Annotated in this window: 3 protein-coding genes (1 of these 3 only partly in view); all 3 read left to right on the top strand. The window is 71.2% G+C overall.

What is annotated here, in order from left to right; translation table 11 throughout:
• Tightly spaced (each overlapping or abutting the next), the 3 genes in view from ACZ4Z2_RS16880 to ACZ4Z2_RS16870 form a layout consistent with a single transcriptional unit that may run on beyond the window.
• Positions 1-2,175 carry the 3' end of an SDR family NAD(P)-dependent oxidoreductase gene (locus ACZ4Z2_RS16880; protein WP_468076648.1) on the top strand. Its footprint begins 11,448 nt before the window's first position, so only the last 2,175 of its 13,623 coding nucleotides appear in the window; the start codon falls outside the window, past its left edge; it ends in the stop codon at positions 2,173-2,175.
• Entirely contained in the window at positions 2,172-10,511 is an 8,340-nt protein-coding gene (locus ACZ4Z2_RS16875) for an SDR family NAD(P)-dependent oxidoreductase (protein WP_468076646.1), read from the top strand. The genes ACZ4Z2_RS16880 and ACZ4Z2_RS16875 overlap by 4 nt, the downstream gene beginning before the upstream one ends.
• Complete coding sequence (locus ACZ4Z2_RS16870) at positions 10,504-19,872, top strand: SDR family NAD(P)-dependent oxidoreductase (RefSeq protein ID WP_468076644.1); 9,369 nt, start codon at positions 10,504-10,506, stop codon at positions 19,870-19,872. The genes ACZ4Z2_RS16875 and ACZ4Z2_RS16870 overlap by 8 nt, the downstream gene beginning before the upstream one ends.

The raw sequence follows: 19,872 nt of genomic DNA, 5'->3' as shown, positions 1-19,872 counted from the left end.
CTGCGCGATCACGTGGTGCAGGGCTCCAGGGTCCTGCCCGGCGCGGCGTTCCTGGAGATGGCCGTCGCCGCCGCCTGCCTCACCTGCAAGGCATCCGTCGCGCCCACGGCGCCGGTCGCGCTCGCCAACATCGCGTGGACCCAGCCGGTGCGGGCGGACCAGCCGCGGGTACTGCACATCGGACTCCACCCCGACACCGAGGGCGACATCCGGTTCCGGATCTACAGCATCTCGCAAGAGCCGGACACCGATGGTGAGCTCACGCTGCACAGCGAGGGTGACCTCTACTTCGTGGAAGACGTCGAGGAGACCGTGCTCGACATCCCGTCCCTGCGGGAGGCGTGCGACCTGCCCGGGCTCACCGCCGAGCAGTGCTACGAGCTCTACCGGGCGGCCGGTATCGCCTACGGCCCGGCCCACCAGGGCGTGCAGCACATCTGGACCGGGCGTGACCAGGCGCTGGCCCAGCTGGCTCTGCCCGCCGAGGTCCAGGACACCGAGGACGACTTCACGCTGCACCCGAGCCTGCTCGACGCCGCTGTGCAGGCCTGCGCCGGTCTACTCGGAGCGCAGGCTCATGAGGTTGCGGCGGAGCGCGCGGCCGGGCTCGCCGTACCTTTCGCCGTCGACGACGTCCTCGTGCTGGACGCCTGCACGGCCGCCATGTGGGCGTGGGTGCGCCCGAGCGCGGAGCAACCGGGCGACGCGGCAACGCGCAGGCTCGACATCGATCTGGCCGACGAGCACGGCCGGGTGCGGGTCCGCATCGGCGGCCTGTCGTTCCGCGTCCTGGAGCAGCCGCCGGGGCACGCCCCTGAATCCGGCCGGGCCACGCGTGGGACCCCCGGGAGCGAAGCGACTCTGCGGTACCCGCACTGGCAGGAGCGGCCGGTACACGACCTGCCGTCCGAGTCGGGCGAGGAGGGGCGGGCCGTGCTCGTCGTCGGGCTGCCCGAGGTGGCCCCGCTGCTCCGCAGCAGGGGCGAGAGCGACGTCGTCGTACTGACCTCGCAGGAGGAGACCCCGGACGGGCGCTACGCCGCCCACGCTCTCCAGGTCCTGGACCGTCTGCGGGCAGTGGTGCCGGGCGGGGCGGGCAGGACCCACCTGCAGATCGTGATCGCCGACGGCCCTGACGCGTTCCTGCTCTCCGGCCTCGCGGCGATGCTCCGCACGGCCCGGCTCGAGAACCCGAACGTCACCGGGCAGGTCGTCCTGCTCGACGGTGCCGACACCGCGGAAACGGCCGTGGAGCGGATCCTGGAGAACCGGGGCCGCCCCGAGGACACGATGGTGCGCTACACGGCGGGACGCCGCGAAGTGCTGACCTGGGCCGAGGACGACACCACGTTCTCGGCCGCCCTTCCCTGGAAGGAGAACGGGGTCTATCTCATCACCGGCGGGATGGGCGCACTGGGCCTGGTCTTCGCCCGGGAGATCGCCGCACAGACCGGGAACGCGACCCTGGTCCTGACCGGACGGTCCCCGCTGGACCAGGACAAGCACGGCGTACTGGAGGAGCTGACGGCGGCCGGAGCGGGCGCCGCGTACTACGAGCAGGCCGACCTGGCGAACCGGTCCGAGGCGGACGCGCTGATCGCGCGGACGCTGGAGAGGTGCGGCCGGATCGACGGTGTCATCCACGGGGCCGGAGTGACGCGCGACGCCTTCATCCTGAAGAAGCAGCCGGAGGAATTCCTCGAGGTCCTCGCGCCGAAGGTGTCGGGCGTGGTGAATCTGGACGCCGCGACCCAGGCCCTGCCGCTCGACTTCTTCGTGACCTTCTCCTCCACCTCCGGAGCGTCCGGGAACGTGGGCCAGGTCGACTACGCCGCGGCCAACGCCTTCATGGACGCCTTCGCATGGCACCGGCAGGACCTGGTCGCCCGCGGGGAGCGCTCCGGGCGGAGCCAGTCCGTCAACTGGCCGCTGTGGGCCGAGGGCGGCATGCACGTTCCGGCGCAGACACAGGCCGAACTGCACTCGCGCTACGGCGTCGTCCCCCTGGAGACCGCCGCCGGGGTGTCCGCGTTCTACCGGACGCTCAGCTCCACGCACCGACAGGTGATGGTCTCTGGTGGCGAGCACAGCCGCGCCCTGGACGGCTCGGACACCGCCTCACCTGTACCGCGACAGACCTTCCCTGTTTCCTTCGCCGTCGGGACGAATTCGTGACGCACTACGACAACGACACGCTCGAAGAGAAGGCGACCGCCTACTTGAAGGGTCTCCTCTCGCGGGCCACCAAGCTGCCCGGCAGCCGGATCGACGCCCACGCGGCGTTCGAGGGCTTCGGCATCGACTCGGTCATGGCGATGACCATGACGGCGGAGCTCGAAGCCGCCCTCGGACCCCTGTCGAAGACGCTCTTCTTCGAGTTCCGCAACCTGCGCGAGCTCGCCCGGCATTTCGTCGAGAACCACAGGAGTGCGCTGGTGCAGCTCCTGGCCCCGGCGGAGGAGACTGTGGCAGCAGCGGCTCCGAAGCCCCGCCCGCGCGTCTCCGCCGTGCGGCGCAAGCCGCTGGCGTCGAGCCGGTGGTCGACGCGGCCCGACCGGCCCGCGTCACAGGACCGCACGTCGTCCCGGCCCGCCCGGCGGAAGGACGAGCCGCAAGGGCTCGACATCGCGATCATCGGTCTGTCCGGGCGCTACCCGAAGGCCCGTACGCTCGACGAGTTCTGGACCAACCTCGCCGAAGGACGCGACTGCGTCACCGAGATACCGAAGGACCGCTGGGACCACGGCGTGTACTTCGACCCTGACAGGGACGCCCCGGGGACGACGTACAGCAAGTGGGGTGGATTCATTGACGGTGTCGACGAGTTCGACCCGCTGTTCTTCCACATCTCACCCTCCGAAGCGGAACTGATGGACCCGCAGGAGCGGCTCTTTCTGCAGTGCGTCTACGAGACGGTCGAGGACGCCGGCTACACACCGGCCCGGCTGAACGCGCCCACGGCCGACGGCATGGCGCCGAACGTCGGCGTGTACGTCGGCGTGATGTACGAGGAGTACCAGCTCTACGGCGCGCAGGAGCAGGTGCTGGGCAACCCGGTCGCCGTGTCCGGCAACCCGTCGGCCGTCGCCAACCGGGTCTCGTACTACTTCGATCTGCAGGGCCCGAGCATGAGCGTCGACACGATGTGCTCGTCGTCGCTGACGGCCGTCCACCTCGCCTGCCAGAGCCTTCGGTCGGGCACCTGTGAGGTGGCGATCGCGGGTGGCGTGAACCTGTCGGTGCACCCGAACAAGTACCTGATGCTGGGTCAGGGCAAGTTCGTGTCCGGCAAGGGCCGGTGCGAGAGCTTCGGCGCCGGCGGCGACGGCTACGTCCCAGGTGAGGGCGTGGGCGCCGTCCTGCTGAAACCGCTGGCGGCGGCGCTGCGCGACGGGGACCGCATCCACGGCGTCATCAAGGGCGTCTCCGTCAACCACGGCGGAAGGACGAACGGCTACTCCGTGCCCAGCCCCCTGGCACAGGCCCGCTCCATCACCGACGCGTGGCGGCAGGCCGGAGTCGACCCGCGCGCCGTGAGCTACATCGAGGCGCACGGCACCGGCACCGCGCTCGGCGACCCCATCGAGATCTCCGGCCTGGTCAAGGCGTTCCGGGAGCACACGCAGGACGACCGGTTCTGCGCGATCGGCTCGGTCAAGAGCAACATCGGGCACTGCGAGAGCGCGGCGGGCATCTCCGGCCTGACGAAGGTGCTGCTGCAGATGCGCCACGGCAAGCTCGCCCCCTCGCTGCACTCCTCGGAGCTCAACCCGAACATCGACTTCGACGGCACGCCCTTTACGGTGCAGCAGACGCTCGCCGACTGGAAGCGGCCGGTCGTGACGGTCGACGGGGTGGAGCGGGAACTCCCCAGGATCGCGGGCCTGTCCTCCTTCGGCGCCGGCGGGTCCAACGCCCACCTGGTGATCGAGGAGTTCAGGGCGGAGGCGGACGCCGTCGCCGCCCCTGGGGGTCCCGTCGTCGTGCCGCTCTCGGCCCGGAGCACCGAGCGCCTGCGGGAGAAGGCGCGGCAACTCGTCGACTGGATCGAGCGCAAGGGTCTCTCCTCGGACGACCTGCCCTCGCTGGCGTACACACTGCAGGTGGGACGCGAGGACATGCGGGAGCGCGTCGGCGTCGTCGTGCGCACCATGCCGGAACTGCTCGCACGGCTGCGGGACTTCTGCGCGGACACGGCAGAGACCGCAGGCCTGGTCCGCGGCAGGCCGGTCGGAGACTTCGAGGCCCTCGCACGGCTCGCCGCCGAGGAGGGGCTGCCGGACGCGCTCGCCGCACGGGACCTGGCGAAGGTCCTCGACCTCTGGGTCAGGGGCGTCACCGTCGACTGGGCCGTACTCCACGACGGCAAGGCCCCGGCGCGCATCGCCCTGCCCACCTATCCGTTCGGCAGGGACCGCTACTGGATCGACACCTCCCGTACCACGGCCGCGCTGTCCGCGGGCGGGGCGGCGCCGCAGGCGGGCGCCGCGACCGGCGCCGTTGCCACGACCGGTGCGGACGACGCCCCGGACCTGCTCGTCTTCACGGAGTCCTGGGAGCCCGCGCCGCTGCCCGCCCGCCCTGCCGACGGGCCGCGGACACTGGTCTGCCTCTGCACCGACCCGGCGGACCAGGAAGACCTCACGCGCGCCGCGCGCACCCTCGCCCCCTCGGCGACGCTGGTGTTCGTGGCGCGGGGCGAGGGCTTCGAGCAGCCCTCCGACCGGTCCTATGAGGTCGATGCCCGGGAGCCGGGCGACCTCGTCCGCGCGTTTGAGGACATCCGGGTGCGGTACGGCGATGTTGACGGCCTCCTGCACCTGTGGGCGCTGGAGGAGCGGCCGGGGCCGGACTCGTACGCCACCACCGCGCACATCCTGCAGGCCGTCGCCACGGCGCGGTTGACGGTCCGGCGCATCCTCCAGGCAGGGGAGTTCCGCGACGGAACCGAGCGGGCGCACGTGGAGTCGTGGCTCGGCTTCGAGCGCTCCCTCGCCCATGTGCTGCCCGGCGTGGAGTACGTCGCGGTCCTGGAGGACGCCCGGGACACCGATGCCCAGGCGGCCGACCGGTTCGCGCGCCTGTGGGACGAGCTCGCCGCCGAGCGGCCCGCGAGTGTGCTGTACCGCGGTGGAACCCGTCATGTCAGCAGGGTCCGGCCCAGCGCGCTCGGCGCCGGGAGGGACCTGCTCGCGCGGGGCGGCACCTACCTCATCACGGGCGGTCTCGGCGGACTGGGGCTGCTGTTCGCCGAGCACCTGGCACGGACCCGCTCCGCTCGCCTGGTGCTGACCGGCCGCTCTCCCCTGGACGCCGACAAGCACCAGCGCATCGCCAGGATCGAGTCGCTGGGCGGGCAGGTCCTGTACGGCCGGGCCGACGTGGCGGACCGGGAGGACATGGCCGGGGTCGTGCGCGCGGCGCGGGAGGGCTTCGGGGCGATCGACGGTGTCATCCACGCCGCCGGCGTCGCAGGCAGCGGCAGCCTGCTCGGCAACGACGCCCGGGCGTTCGTCGACCGGGTGTCCTCCAAAGTGACGGGCACGATCGTGCTCGACGAGGTCCTGGCCGACGAACCCCTGGCGTTCGTCTGTTACTTCTCGTCGACATCGGCGGTCCTCGGGGACTTCGGCAGCTGCGACTACGCGGTCGGCAACCGCTTCCAGACGGCCTACGCCCGGCACCGCGACGAGCGAGTGCGGCGAGGGGAGCTGTCCGGCGCGACCGTGGCCGTCAACTGGCCGCTGTGGCGCGGGGGCGGCATGGGTTTCGACGACGCCCAGGGCGCCGAGCTGTACCTCGCCTCCAGCGGCCTGCGCCTGCTCGAAGAGGCCGAGGGGGTCCCCCTCTTCGAGCGGCTCCTCGGGCAGGGCGCGACCCAGCACCTCGTCATGGTCGGCGACCCAAGCCGGGTACGGAGCCTGCTCGGCGTCGACCCGTCGCCCGCCGGCTCGCGGCAGCCCGCCGAACAGTCCCCCGCCCCGCACGCCGCGCACACCGCGCACGTCCCTGGAACGGAGCACGTGGACCTCGACGCCCATACCGTGGACGCCCATGTCCTGACGGACCTCGAAACCATGATCGGAGAGATGCTCCGGATACCCCGTGAGCAGATCCACGACGACGAGAGTCTTTCGCAGCTCGGCTTCGACTCCGTGCACCTGGCGAAGCTCGCCAAGACGATGAGCGGGCACTTCGGGTTCGACGTGCTCCCATCGGTCTTCTTCTCGTACCCCACCCCGCGGAAGCTGGTGACGTACCTCGTGGCGGAGCACGGGGACGCTCTGCGGGCGCGCTATGCGGTGCGGCCCGGCAGCCCCGTCGGCATCGGGTCCGCGAGCGTCACCGTGACAGAGCCGCAGCCCGTCCCCGCACCGAGCGGCCGGTCGGGCCCGGAGCCCATCGCCGTCATCGGTATGAGCGGCCGCTTCCCCGCGGCCCGGTCGGTGGACGAGCTGTGGAGCATTCTCGAACAGGGCCGGGACGTGCTCTCGCCCGTACCCGAGGACCGCCGCGCCGACTGGAGCGACCCCGAGGCCCAGGACCCGGAGCGCACTCGCTGCGGATTCGTCCCGGGTGTCGCGGAGTTCGACCCCGCCTTCTTCGAGATATCGCCGCGTGAGGCGCAGAGCATGGACCCGCGACAGCGGCTGCTGCTGCAGGAGGCCTGGCGTGCCCTGGAGGACGCCGGCTACGGCGAACGGCGGCTGCGCGAGGGCCAGATCGGCATGTTCGTCGGCGCCGAGCAGGGCGACTACCTGCGCCTGACCCGGGGAGAGGGCAGCATCACCGCGCAGCACGAGGCGATCACGGCTTCGCGACTTGCGTACCATCTCGACTTCTCGGGACCCGTGCTCGCCGTCAACACCGCCTGCTCCTCGGGCCTCGCGGCCGCGCATCAGGCGTGCACGAGCCTGCGCAACGGCGAGTGCGACGCCGCGGTGGTGGCCGGGGTCAACCTGGCGACCACGTCCCGTGTGTTCGCCGAGACGAGCAAGGCGGGCATGCTGTCCGACAGCGGTGTCTGCCACGCCTTCGACCAGCGGGCGGACGGCATGGTCCTGGGCGAGGCGATCGCGGTCGTCGTGTTCAAGCGCCTGTCGCAGGCCGAGGCGGACGGCGACCGCATCCTCGCCGTCATCCGCGGCAGCGGCATGAACTACGACGGCCGTACGAACGGCATCACCGCCCCCAACGGAGCGGCCCAGGCGAACCTGTACCGCAGCGTCCACCGGCGGTACGGGATCGAGCCCGAGCGCATCGAGCACATCGTCGCCCACGGCACCGGCACCCGCCTCGGCGACCCTGTCGAGGTGAACGCGCTGAACGAGGTGTTCAAGGAGCGCACGGACAAGGTCGGCCACTGCGCGCTGACGTCGACGAAGCCCAACGTCGGCCACACCCTGGCCGCTTCCGGCCTGGTCAGCCTGATCGCCCTCGTCCAGTCGCTGCGGCACGGCGTCATCCCCGCGAGCCTGCACTGCGAGCAGGACAGCGACTATGTGGCGTGGCAGGAGAGCCCCTTCTACGTCAACAAGACGGCAAGGCCCTGGCAGGCGGGCCCCGACGGGACAAGGCTCGGCGCGGTGAGCGCGTTCGGCATGAGCGGGACCAACGTCCACATGGTCGTGGAGAGCCACCGCGACGGTGCGCGCCCGGCCTCGGCCACCGAGCCCCGGGCCCGTCTCCTCGTCCTGTCCGCCAAGACCCCCGACGCGCTGACCGAACGGATCAGGGAACTGGGACAGGCCCTGCGGGACGGGGACTTCGACGCCCCGCGTCTGGGTGACGCCGCGTACACCCTGCTCGAAGGCAGGCACCACTTCGCCCACCGGTGCGCGCTGGTGGTGAGCGGCCCCGAGGACGCCATCGCCGCGCTGGCCGCGGCCGAACGCGGAGAACAGGGGCCGACGGTCCGCCGTGGCGAGGTGCCGCGCGACCGCAAGGACCGCTCGCTGCTCGACATCCAGGCGCAGGCGCTGCTCACCGAGTCGGCGGCGCCGGGCGTCCCTGCGGCCAGGTACCGGGACGTGCTCACCGCCCTGGCCGACCTGTACTGCCAGGGTGCTTCTCCGGACTGGCCGAAGCTCTTCGTCGCCGACCGGCCGCGCCTGATCACTCTGCCCGGCTACCCGTTCGCACGCACGCGGCACTGGGCCACACAGAGGCGTTCGGGTTCCACGCAGGCCGCGCCTGCGGTGCGGGAGCCCGCAGTGGCCGAGCCGGCGGTGCGTGAGCCCTCGGCGCAGGCCGGTGGACGGTGGCGGATCGTGCTCCAGAGCCCGGGCGCCGCGGTCTCCGGGCCCGTGTCCCCGGTCGCCAAGCCACGCAACGTCCGCCTCGACGACGTACGCGGCGCGTCTGCGCGACCAGCCCCCACGGCCCCCGTTCCCGTGCCCGCGGCCCCCGCGCCCGTGGGGCGGCCCACGGGCGATCCGGTGAAGTCCACGAGCACGCTGCGGCAGGAACTGCGGGCCGGTCTCGCGGAGGCCCTGTACCTCCCGGAGGGCGACATCGACCTCGGTCGCAACTTCATCGAGCTGGGCCTCGACTCCATCGTCGGGGTCGAGTGGATCAAGTCCCTGAACAAGAAGTACGGCACCGCTCTCACGGCCACGCGGCTCTATGACCACCCCTCGGTACGGGAGTTCGCGGACTTCCTGCAGGGTGAGCTGGCGAAGTCCACACCCGAGCAGCCCGAGCCCGTGCAGCCCGAGCCCGAGCCCGAGCATCCCTCGCCCGTGCAGCCCGAGCCCCGACCGCCGGCTCTCGCCGAGCCCGAAGCCGCCCCGGTTCAGGCCCGGCCGCAGCGCTCGAGGCCGGCCCTCGTCGACGAGCTGAGGACCGGCTTGGCCGAGGTCCTGTTCCTCGACCCGAGCGAGATCGACGCCAGCCGCAGCTTCCTGGAGATGGGTCTGGACTCCATCGTCGGCGTGGAGTGGGTGAAGTCCCTCAACCGGACCTACGGCACGTCGCTCACGGCGACGCAGTTGTACGACTATCCGACCCTGCGCGAACTCGCGGGATTCCTGGAGACTCAGATCCCCGTGGCCGAGCCGGTCGCCCCGGCCGAGCCGGTCGCCCCGGCCGAGCCGGTCGCCCCGGCCGAGCCGGTCGCCCCGGCCGAGCCGGTCGTGCCGCAGCCGGTCGTGCCCGAGCCGGTCGTCCGGACCGCAGCGGTCCAGCCGTCCGCGTCGGCCGAGCCGCAGGCCATCCCTACCGGCGATCGGGCGGCCGTCATCGGAATGTCCGGGCGCTATCCCGACGCGGAGAACCTCCGCCAGTACTGGGACAACCTCAGCGACGGCCGCGACTCCGTCCGTGACGTGCCTGCGTCCCGCTGGGACATCGAGCAGTACTACAGCCCCCGCCCGGGCGAGAAGGGCAAGACGTCCTGCAAGTCGATGGGGTACCTGGAGGACGCGGACTGCTTCGACCCGCTGTTCTTCAACATCTCGCCCCTGGAGGCGGAGGGGCTCGACCCGCAACAGCGGCTCTTCCTGCAGGAGGCGTACAGCGCGTTCGAGGACGCGGGATACGACCCGCAGTCCCTGAGCAAGAAGAAGTGCGGTGTCTTCCTGGGCATCAGCGGCAACGAGTACAGCTTCCTGGTGTTCCGCAACGGCGCAGAGACCAACGCCGCGACCAGCGGCAGCAACGCCATCGCCGCCTCGCGCATCGCCTACTTCCTCAACCTCAAGGGCCCGGCGATCGCGATCGACACCGCCTGCTCCTCCTCGCTGGTCGCGCTGCACCTCGCGCAGCAGGCGCTGGCGAGCCAGGAGATCGACATCGCGCTGGTCGGAGGCGTCGCGCTGTACCTCCTCCCGGACACGTACGTGGGGATGAGCGAGGCGGGCATGCTCTCGCCGCAGGGCCGGTGCAGGTCCTTCGACAACGACGCCGACGGCTTCGTGCCGGGCGAGGGGGTCGGCGCCCTGGTGCTCAAGCGCCTGAGCGACGCCGAGGCCGATCACGACCACATCTACGGAGTCGTCGTCGCCTCGGGCACCAACCAGGACGGCAAGACCAACGGCATCACTGCACCCAGCGCCAACAGCCAGATGGATCTGGTCCGCACGGTCTACGACCGCCACGGCATCGACGCGGCGTCCATCGGCTACGTGGAGATGCACGGCACGGGCACGAAGCTCGGCGACCCGATCGAGCTCGACGCGCTGGGCACCGTCTACCGCGAGCGCGGAGTCCCCACGGGCTCCTGCGCCATCGGCTCGGTCAAGAGCAACATCGGGCACACCTCGGCGGCGGCGGGGGTGGCCGGGGTGCACAAGGTCCTCCTCAGCATGCGTCACGGCAGGCTCGTGCCGTCCCTGAACTTCGAGACACCCAACGAGCATGTCGACTTCGACAATTCCCCGTTCCATGTCAACACCCGCCTGCGCCCCTGGGAGCCGCAACGCGGCCGAGAGCCGAGGCGTGCTGCCGTGAGCTCGTTCGGATTCAGCGGAACGAACGCCCACGTCGTGCTGGAGGAGTACCGCAATGCGTGACAACCGTGAACCGACCAGGTCGGCGGCCGTTGTCGTCGTCATATCGGCAAAGACCGAAGCGCAGTTGGACAGCGCGGCGCGGAACCTGCTCGCCTTCGTCGAGGACGAGCCGGGAGTCGGCCTGACCGACCTGGCCTTCTCGCTCCAAGTCGGCCGGGCGGCCCTGGACTTCAGACTGGCGTTCACGGCGGACTCCCTGGCCGCGGTCGCCCGCGGACTGCGCGCCCATCTGCGCCACGACGGCGATGCCGAGCTCTTCCTGGGACGCGTACCGGATCAGCTGACCTGGGACGAGGAGGACGAGGAGCGCAAGGAACTGGTCCGAGCGCTCATCGCGGCCGGGGACCACCGCGGCATCGCACAGGCCTGGGCCGAAGGCTGCGCCGTCGACTGGCCCCGGCTGTACGCGCCGCACAAGCCCTTCCGCATCCCGCTGCCCACGTACCCCTTTGCCAAGGAGCGCTACTGGGTCGAGGCGCGACAGGCTGCCGAGGCAGGCGTCGGCGTGGCTGCGACGGCGGTGCTGCACCCCCTGCTGCACCGCAACACCTCCGGGCTCGGACGGCAGCGGTACAGCTCGGCCTTCACGGGTGAGGAGGCGTTCCTCGCCGACCACCGGGTGCGGGGCGAACAGGTCCTGCCCGGCGTCGCGTACCTGGAGATGGCGCTCGCCGCCGCGGCCGACGCCGGCCTGGACTTCGCTGCGCGCTCGGCGGGGTTCGCCCTCACCGACGTGCTCTGGGCCCGGCCGTTCCGGGTGAGCGGGCGCCCGCGCGACCTCCATGTCGCGCTGCGGGCCGACGACGCGTCCGCCGTCCGGTTCGAGATCTTCGCGGCGGACGCCGACGCCGGCACCGCGGCCACCACGCGCACCGGAACGGACGCGGCAACCACGGGCCCGGTCCTGCTCAGCGCCGGTGCCGTCGTGCCCTTCGCGGCCACGGCCGACCCCGTCGACCTGCCGCGGCTGCGGGCGGAGTGCGGCGTGCGGCGGCTCGACGCCGCGGAGATCTACGCGGCGTTCCGGGCCGCGGGGATCGACTACGGCGACTCGTTCCGCGGCATCGAGCACCTCCTCGTCGGCGAGGACCAGGTCCTTGCCCGTCTGGTGCTCCCCGTCGCCGCGCGGCAGGGCCTCGACGAGTACCGCCTGCATCCGAGCCTGATGGACGCGGCGCTGCAGGCCACGCTGGGGCTGATGACGGCGGACCCGGACGCCTCGCACCAGGTTCTGCTGCCGTTCGGCGTCGACCGGGTCGAGGTGTTCGGCGCCCTGACACCCGCCCTGTGGGTGTGGGGCCGGCGCAGCGCCGAGGGCTCGCGGGACGGTTCCGCCCGCCGCTTCGACCTCGACCTGTGCGACGACGCCGGCGAGGTCAGGGTCCGCTTGAAGGGCTTCTCTGTGCGGGCCCTGCGGCAGGAGAGCGCGGACGAGTGTGTCATCGCGTTCCCCCGGTGGCGCGAGCGTGCGCTGGCCGGGTCCGCTTCGTCGGTCTCCGGCGCGCGGACCGCCGTGGTGTTCGCCGAGGAGGGCGCACTGCCGGAGGCGGGTGCGGCGGCCCCCCAGTGCGAGGTGTTGACGCTGGCCTCCCGGGCCGCCGGACTCGACGGCCGGTACGCCGACTACGCGCTCCAGGTGTTCGAGAAGACCAAGGCGCTGCTTCAGGACGGCACCCGGATCGAGGTCGTCGTACAGATCCTGCTGGCGGACCGACCGGAGTCGCTGGTCCTCTCCGGCCTCGGCGCGCTGCTCAGGACCGCCCAGCTGGAGAACCCGAGGATCACGGGACAGGTCGTCGTCGCCGACGCCGCGGCGTCCGCGGACACGCCGCACGCGCTCCTCGCGGCCGAGCGGCGCAGCCTCGCCGACCCGATGGTCAGGTACCGCGACGGCCGGCGCGAGGTGCCGTCCTGGGCCGAGGAGCCCGCGGCGGGCCTGCCCGGCTCGCCCTGGCGGACCGGTGGCGTCTACCTGATCACCGGCGGCCTCGGCGGCCTCGGACGGATCTTCGCCGAGGAGATCGTCGGCCAGGTGAAGGACGCCACCCTCGTCCTGGTCGGCCGCTCCCCGGAGAACGGGCAGGCGCGGCGGACCATGGAGGAGCTGCGGGCGCCGGGGGCGGACGTCTCGTACGTCCAGCTCGACGTGTCCGACCGGGCGGGTGTCGAGGCCCTGGTCGAGCGGGTCGTGGCCCGTACCGGGCGTCTCCACGGGGTCATCCACAGCGCCGGCGTGATCGAGGACAACTTCGTTCTGAAGAAGACCGGCCGTGAGTTCCGCGAGGTTCTCGCGCCGAAGGCGAGCGGCCTGGTGAACCTGGACGAGGCGACCAGGGACGTGGACCTGGACTTCTTCGTGGCGTTCTCCTCCGGCGCCGCCGTCACGGGCAACGTGGGCCAGGCCGACTACGCGACGGCGAACGCCTTCATGGACGCCTACGCGCAGTACCGGCAGGGCCTCGTGGCGGCCGGACGGCGCCGCGGTCGCACCCTGTCCGTGAACTGGCCGCTGTGGGCGGAGGGCGTCATGCGCCCGGACGCCGAGACGGAAGCACGGCTCCGCGAGCGCTACGGGGTCGCCCTTCTGGAGCGGACCGACGGGATCGAGGCCTTCTCCCGGAGCCTTCAGACGAACCATCACCAAGTGCTCGTCGCCGTCGGCGACGAGGCCCGGATCAGGCACGCGCTGTCGATGCAGCATGCCGGTGAGGACACGGAAGAAGCAGTGAGCACCGACATTCCCGGCACGACGCCGGCGAGGCAGGCCGAGGGCCCGGACGAGGGCCTGAAGGGCAAGGCCGTCGCATACGTCACCTCGCTGCTCTCCCGCGTGCTCAAGGTGCCCCCGCACCGCATCGAGGCCGACCTCCCGCTGGAGCGTTACGGCATCGACTCGGTGATGGCCATGAGCCTGACCGCAGAGTTGGAGGCGGTCTTCGGGCGCCTGCCGAAGACGCTGTTCTTCGAGCACCGGGACATCGAGGAGCTGACCGGCTACCTGGTCGGCGCGCACGGTGACCGGCTGCGGGAACTGCTGGGCATCGACCGCGCGGCCGCCCCCGCCCCGTCCGTCACGCAGACGGAGAAGCCGCGGGAGCCGGGCCCCGCGGCAGTCTCCGCTTCGTCCGCGCCGGTACACCCCGCCGTCACACCGCGCGGCACGGACATCGCCGTGATCGGCCTGGGCGGGCGCTACCCGCAGGCTCGCAACCTCCGCGAGTTCTGGCACAACCTCGCCGAGGGCCGGGACAGCATCACGGAGGTCCCCCGGGAACGCTGGGACCACAGCGCGTACTACGACGAGGACAGGTCGAAGCCCGGCACCACGTACTGCAAGTGGGGCGGGTTCCTGGCGGACGTCGACCAGTTCGACCCCCTGTTCTTCAACATGTCGCCGCGCGAGGCCGAGGCCACCGACCCCCAGGAGCGCCTGTTCCTGGAGTGCGTCTACGAGACGCTCCAGGACGCCGGATACACGCGGCAGGACCTGCAGCGGCACCGCTCGAACGGCGTGGACGGCAACGTCGGTGTGTTCGTGGGCGCGATGTACGACGAGTACCAGCTGTACGGGGCGACCGAACAGGCGCTGGCGAACGGCCAGATGATCCCGGGCAACGCGGCGAACATCGCCAACCGCGTCTCGTACTTCTGCGACTGGCAGGGGCCGAGCATGACGGTGAAGACCATGTGCTCCTCGTCCTTGACGGCGCTGCACCTCGCCTGTCAGAGCCTGCGGTCGGGCGACTGCGAGGTGGCCGTCGCCGGTGGCGTCAACCTGTCCTTGCACCCGTCCAAGTACCTGCTCCTCGGACAGACCGGCTTCGCGTCGAGCAAGGGACGGTGCGAGAGCTTCGGCAAGGGCGGCGACGGCTATGTGCCCGGCGAGGGTGTGGGCGCCGTCCTGCTGAAACCGTTGGACCGGGCGATCGCCGACAACGACAGGATCTACGGCGTCATCAAGTCCACCGCCGTGAACCACGGCGGCAGGACCAACGGCTACACGGTGCCGAACCCGAACGCCCAGAGCAGTGCGATCGCGCACGCCCTCGACAAGGCAGGTGTCGACGCGCGCACGGTGAGCTACGTCGAGGCGCACGGCACCGGGACCTCGCTCGGGGACCCGATCGAGATCGCCGGTCTCACCAAGGCGTTCTCCCGGCACACCGACGAGCGGCAGTTCTGCGCGATCGGCTCGGTGAAGAGCAACATCGGGCACGCCGAGAGCGCCGCGGGCATCTCGGCCCTGACGAAGGTGCTGCTCCAACTGAAGCACGGCAAGCTCGTGCCCTCGCTCAACTCCGAGGTGCTGAACCCGCACATCGACTTCGGCGAGACGCCGTTCCGGGTGCAGCAGGAACTCGAGGAATGGCAGCGCCCGGTCGTCGCCACGGCCGACGGGGCTCGGGAGTACCCGCGCATCGCCGGCATCTCGTCGTTCGGCGCGGGAGGCTCGAACGCCCACGTCATCGTCGAGGAACACGTCCCCGCTGCCGACCCGGCGGTCGGCACCGAGGCGGCCCCGCTGGCATCCGTCATCGTGCTTTCCGCACGGAACGAGCAGCAGTTGCGCGAGCAGGCGCAGTTGCTGCTCGACTGGGCACAGGAGGAGCGCATCGGTGACGCCGACGTACCCGGCATCGCTTTCACCCTGCAGGCGGGGCGCGAGCATCTGGACGAACGCCTTGCGTTCGTCGCCGGCTCCGCGACCGAACTGATCGCCCGGCTGCACGACCACGTGGACGGCAAGGACACCGTCGGCGAGGTCCACCGGGGCCGGGCCAAGCGGTCCCAGGACGCGGTGTCGTTGCTGGCCGACGACGAGGACATGGCGCAGACCATCGAGGCCTGGGTACGGAAGCGGAAGTTCGGCAAGCTGCTCGAACTGTGGGTCAGCGGTCTTGTGTTCGACTGGCGCAGCTTCTACCCGGCTCCGCTGCCGCGCCGGCTCTCGCTGCCGACCTACCCCTTCGCCCGCAAGCGGTTCTGGATCCCGGGAAGCAGTACCCCGGCCATGGCGGAGGCGGCCGCGCCGGTGGCCGAGACTGTCGTCGAGAGGCCGGCGGCACCGGTCGATCGCGTCACCGCCCCCGCGGCCCTGCCGATCCCCGCACCTGCCCCTCTGGGCAGCGGGCGTGCCGTCGCGAAGCCGCAGGGCATCGGCCTCACACCGCTCGGCAGCGGTTCCCACGAACCGCGCCCGGCGCCGGTGTCCGCGCCGCGTGCCGCCCAGGCCGTGACGCCGGCGCCGGTGGGAGCGCCCGCCGCCGGGGACGGCGATTCCCGTCCGGCACCTGTCGGGAGCCCGGAACCCGCGTCTGCTCCTGCCGACGCGGCGGTCACCGTTCGCGACGACGAGACGCTTCCCGACGAGGAGACGCTCGTCGACGAGCTGGCGGCGAGCCTCGCCCACGCCCTGTACATGGCGGCGGAGGACATCGACCCGGACACGAACTTCACCGATCTCGGCCTGGACTCGATCGTCGGTGTCGAGTGGATCAAGGCGGTCAACAAGCAGTACGGGCTCGACCTGGCGGCGACCAGGCTCTATGACACGCCCACGGTGCGCCGGCTGGCGTCCTACCTGCGGAACCTGCCGATCCGAACTGCGGGGACACGACAGACACCGGCCGGACCGACGGTGACCGACTCCGAGGCCGAGGCCCGGGTGGTCTTCACCGAGGAGGAGATCCAGGCCGGTCTGCTGAGCAGCCTGGCGGAGGCCTTGTACCTGTCGGAGAGCGAGCTCGATCTCGACCGGAACTTCACCGATTTCGGCCTGGATTCCATCGTCGGTGTGGAGTGGATCAAGGTGATCAACAAGCAGTACGGACTCGACCTGGCGGCGACCAGGCTCTACGACCACCCGACCATCCAGGAGCTGACGGCCTGCATCTTCAAGGAGTTGGGGAAGGGAGGCGCCTCTCAGAGGCGTCCCTTTCGCGGCGTGACTAAGCCTGCCGCGACACCCGCAAGCGCACCGGCACCCGAATCCGCACCGGTACCCGCCTCGGAGCTGGAGCCCGCCCCCGCGGCGCCGCCCGTCCACGCCCCGGAACCCGTCGTCGAAGCGGCACTCACCCCCGCCTCGACGCCCGCGTCGCCGGGCCGCCGTGACGCGATCGCCATCGTGGGCATGGCAGGCAAGTACCCGAAGTCCGCGAATCTCGACGAGTACTGGGGCAACCTGGCGGGCGGGCGCGACTGCGTCAGCGAGATCCCGAAGTCCCGCTGGGACGTCGAGCAGTACTTCGACCCCCGCCCGGGCCAGAAGGGCAAGGTCTACTGCAAGTGGATGGGGCTCCTCGACGACATCGACGTCTTCGACCCGCTGTTCTTCAACATCCCGCCGGCCGAGGCCGAGGCGATGGACCCGCAGCAGCGGCTCTTCCTGCAGGAGGCCTACCACGCCTTCGAGGACGCCGGGTACGACCCGCGGGGGCTGAGCGGCAAGAAGTGCGGCGTGTACCTGGGGATCATGAGCAATGAGTACGGCATGCTCATGCAGAAGCAGGGCGGTGTCACGAGTACGGCCACCAGCAACAGCAACGCCATCACGGCCGCCCGCATCGCCTACTTCCTGAACCTCAAGGGCCCCGCCATCGCCCTGGACACGGCCTGCTCCTCCTCGCTCGTCGCCACGCACCTCGCCGCTCAGGCGCTCCGGAGCGGCGAGACCGACATGGCTCTCGTCGGCGGTGTCACCCTCTACCTGAGCCCCGAGGCGTACATCAGCATGTGCGGCGCGGGGATGCTGTCGCCGGACGGCCGCTGCAAGACCTTCGACAACGGCGCGGACGGCTTCGTACCGGGCGAGGGCGTGGGCGCCCTCGTACTGAAGCGGCTCGCCGACGCCGAGCGCGACGGCGACCACATCTACGGCGTCATCCTCGGCTCGGGCATCAACCAGGACGGGAGGACCAACGGCATCACCGCCCCGAGTGTCGTGAGCCAGATGGAGCTCGAACGCGACATCTACGAGCGCCACGGCATCGATCCCGCGAGCGTCAGCTACGTCGAGATGCACGGCACGGGCACCAAGCTGGGCGACCCGATCGAGGTGGAGGCCCTGGCCACGGTCTACCGCGAGAAGACCGACAAGGTCGGCTACTGCGCCATCGGTTCGGTGAAGAGCAATCTCGGCCACACCTCCGCGGCCGCGGGCATCGCCTCGATCCAGAAGGCCGTGCTCTGCATGCAGAACAAGCACTTGGTGCCGACGCTGAACTTCAGCAAACGCAACGAGCACTTCGACCTGGAGAACTCACCGTTCTACGTCAACACCGACCTGGTGCCCTGGAAGACCGAGGCGGGCGCCGCACGGCGTGCCGCCGTGAGCTCCTTCGGCTTCAGCGGCACGAACGCCCACCTCGTGCTGGAGGAGTACGAGCCGGGGCACCAGGACTCGGCGCCGCGGGCGCCCCACGCCTCGTGGGTCTTCCCGCTGTCGGCGAAGAGCGACGACCAGCTCAGGACCGCGGCCACCCGGCTCAGGGACCACCTCCGGACACACCCCTCCCTGGAACTGCGGGACGTGGCCCACTCACTGCAGGTGGGCCGTGAGGCCATGCCGCAGCGTCTGGCGATCGTCGCGAGGACCCTCGGCGAGCTCCTGGAGAAGCTGACCCGGTACGGCGAGGACGGCCAGGCGGACGGGGTCAGCACAGGACGGGCCGCCAAGGGCCGCCGCACAGGCACGGCGCGGCTCCCGAAGGCCGGCCCGGGCGGCGTGCTGCCCGGGGCGGAGTGCGAGCGGCTCGCCGACCTGTGGGTGAACGGGACGGCAGTCGACTGGTCGCGGCTGTACCCGGACGCCCGGCCCCGCCGCGTCCCGCTCCCCACCTACCCCTTCGCCCGCCAGAGCTACTGGCTCGCTGCCCCGGCTGCTCGGGCCGCCGAGCCCGAAGGGACCGCCGTCACCGGCCCCGTGGCGGAACCGGCAGCGCCAGCCGCGCCGACAGCGGCGTCCGAGCCCGCACCCGTGCCTGCGTCCGAACCGTCGGCCGACACGAACATCCTGCTGAAGCCGGTCTGGGACGCCGTCTCGAAGCCCGCCCTGCCCGGCCCCGGAGCTTCCTCCGGCCGCGTCGTCGTGGTCGGCGGCGGCGAGGAGCACTGGCAGCGGATCCGAGCCGTCCACCCGGAGGCCGAGCGTCTGGGCGTCGGGCCCGCCGACACGGTGGAGACGCTGGCCGCGAGGCTCGACAAGGTGCTGGAGCCCCTCGGGCACCTCATCTGGCTGGCTCCCCAGCAGTCGCCGGCGGATGTCACGGACGATGCGCTGGTCGAGGCCCAGGAAGACGGTCTCTACGCCTGCTTCCGTGTTCTGAAGGCACTGCTGAGCCTCGGCTACGGCCGCCACGCCCTTGACGTGACCCTCGTGACCGAGCAGAGCATGCAGGTCCGGCGCAGCGACACCGTCGACCCGACACACGCCGGCCTGCACGGCCTGCTGGGCTCGGTGGCCAAGGAGTACCCGGGCTGGAGCGTGCGCCTCGCCGACCTCGACAAGGGTCAGGACTGGCCGCTGGACGAACTCTTAGCGCTGCCCTGCGAGGAGCGCGGCAGCGTATGGGCCTACCGGCGCAGGCGCTGGTACCGGCAGGTTCTCCTCCCGCTCCAGGACACCACGCCGGCGGCCGGCGGCCGTCCGGCGTACCGGCAGGGCGGTACCTATGTCGTGATCGGCGGTGCCGGCGGCATTGGTGAGGCGTGGACCGAGCACATGATCCGTACCTACGGAGCACAGGTCGTGTGGATCGGCCGGCGTGAAGAGGACGCGTCGATCCGCCAGAAGCTGCAGCGCCTGGGCACGCTGGGGCCGGAGCCCCGCTATGTACGAGCCGACGCGGCGGACCGGGCGTCGCTGCAGCGCGCCTATGAGTCCATCAAGCAGAGCCACCCGGAGATCCACGGCGTGGTCCACTCGGCGATCGTCCTGCTCGACCAGAGCCTGGAGCGAATGGACGAGGGGCGCTTCCGGGCGGCAGTCACGGCCAAGGTCGATGTGAGCGTGCGCCTGGCTCAGGTCTTCGGTACCGAACCCCTGGACTTCGTCCTGTTCTTCTCCTCGATGAACTCGTTCCTCAAGGCCCCCGGGCAGAGCAACTACGTCGCGGGCTCCGTGTTCGAGGACGCCTACGCCGGGCGGCTCGCGACCGCACTGTCCCTCCCAGTGAAGATCATGAACTGGGGCTACTGGGGCAGCGTCGGCATCGTCGCTTCGCAGGAGTACCAGGAACGCATGAGCCGGGCCGGCGCAGCCTCTATCGAGCCCGCCGACGGCATGGCGGCCCTCGACGTCCTTCTCACCGGCACGTTCGACCAACTCGGCCTGGTCAAGGCTCACGGGGGTAACTCGTAA

This window comes from Streptomyces sp. NPDC030183 (assembly GCF_055573455.1).
The sequence above is the reverse complement of the archived record's forward strand: the minus strand, read 5'-3'. Positions and strand labels throughout refer to the sequence as shown.

Bases quoted from the DNA above. Each gene is read 5' to 3' on its own strand.
- ACZ4Z2_RS16870 (WP_468076644.1), top strand. From the start codon at position 10,504: ATGCGTGACAACCGTGAACCGACCAGGTCGGCGGCCGTTGTCGTCGTC.